This is a genomic window from Nonomuraea sp. NPDC049784, assembly GCF_040659615.1.
GTDB lineage: Bacteria > Actinomycetota > Actinomycetes > Streptosporangiales > Streptosporangiaceae > Nonomuraea.
The window spans coordinates 1-1,311 of the sequence record NZ_JBFAMX010001228.1 but is presented as its reverse complement, the minus strand read 5'-3'; the positions used below and the strand labels follow the sequence as shown (position 1 = coordinate 1,311).

The 1,311-nt window shown below is 70.3% G+C and carries 2 protein-coding genes; one reads left to right on the top strand and one right to left on the bottom strand.

Going from position 1 to position 1,311, the window contains the following annotated elements; translation table 11 throughout:
* On the bottom strand, positions 1 to 605 hold a 605-nt coding region (locus AB0J09_RS64965; protein ID WP_360714497.1), incomplete at its 3' end, for an inositol monophosphatase family protein.
* 159 nt (positions 606 to 764) lie between these two features.
* Between AB0J09_RS64965 and AB0J09_RS64960 the strand changes: the two genes are divergently transcribed.
* On the top strand, positions 765 to 1,311 hold a 547-nt coding region (locus tag AB0J09_RS64960; protein WP_360714495.1), incomplete at its 3' end, for a GntR family transcriptional regulator.

Here is a 1,311-nt window from a genome sequence, read left to right as displayed (position 1 = left end):
CCACGATCAGCGCTTGGTGACCGCCGCACTGACGGCGTTCGGGCCGTCGTACTCACGGTCGGGAATGGTCTCCAGGGCCTTGATGATCTCCTGGCCCGCGGCGCCGCCTCCGCGTCCACCTCCATGTCGAGGGCCGTCGGATAGCTCGTCAGCAGCATCGCCTCCCGGTCGCCCGAGGCTCCCACGCTCCGCAGCGGCGTGCCGTTGCACCAGGCGCCCTCGGTGGAGGCACTGAACTCGTCCTCCCGCACGGGGTCGTACACCACGCCCGCCATCAACTCCCCGCGCACGGCGGCCGCGATGGACACGCAGAAGAACGGCAGCCCGGTGGCGAAGTTCGCGGTGCCGTCGATGGGGTCGACGTACCAGACGAGATCGCCGGAGCCGGTGGAGCCGCCCTCCTCGCCCACGATCGCGCTCTCGGGCAGCCGGGAGGTGATGACCGCGCGGATGGTCTCCTCGGCGGCATGGTCGTGCTCGGTGACGGGGTCGTGGAAGTCCAGCTTGGTCGCCACGTCGGGCCGCGATCTGAAGGCCTTGCGCAACCGCGGCCCGACGGCCCTGGCCGCCTCGGTGGCGATGTCCAGCAAGTGTGTCGCGTCCATGTCTTCTCCAGCACAAGGTCCAGCAGGGTCATGACGTCATCAGGAGCCCTATGCCCACTCCGCGCGCCCCCTCGCGTCCCGGACCTGGACCGCCACCTGCCCGCCCACCGGGCGATCGGACATTTGTCAGGACATTCTGACCTGAGTTAAGCTGATCACATGACCCGCAATCTGGCCATCGACCTGGACCGATCCAGCCCGGTGCCGCTCTACTTCCAGGTGGCCGAGCAGATCGCCGAGGCGATCCGGCGAGGGGATCTGGCGCCCGGCTCCCGGCTGGACAACGAGATCCTGCTGGCCGACAAGCTGGGCTTGTCGCGGCCGACGATTCGCCAGGCCATCCAGTATCTCGTGGACAAGGGCCTGCTGGTGCGCAAGCGCGGCGTGGGCACCCAGGTCGTGCACGGGCAGGTCAAGCGCTCGGTCGAGCTGACGAGCCTCTACGACGACCTGCGCAGGGCGGGCCAGGAGCCGGCCACGCAGGTGCTGGCTCTGGAGCCGCGCCAGGTCGAGGAGGAGGTCGCCCCCATCCTGGGCGTGGAGCCGGGCAGCGAGGTCCTCTACCTCGAGCGCCTGCGGTTCGCGGCCGGGGAGCCACTGGCGCTGCTGCACAACTGGCTGCCGCTCGGCCTGGCCCAGCTCACCGCCGCCGACCTGGAGAGCCGCGGCCTGTACGAGCTGCTGCGCGCGGCGGGCGTGCGGATGC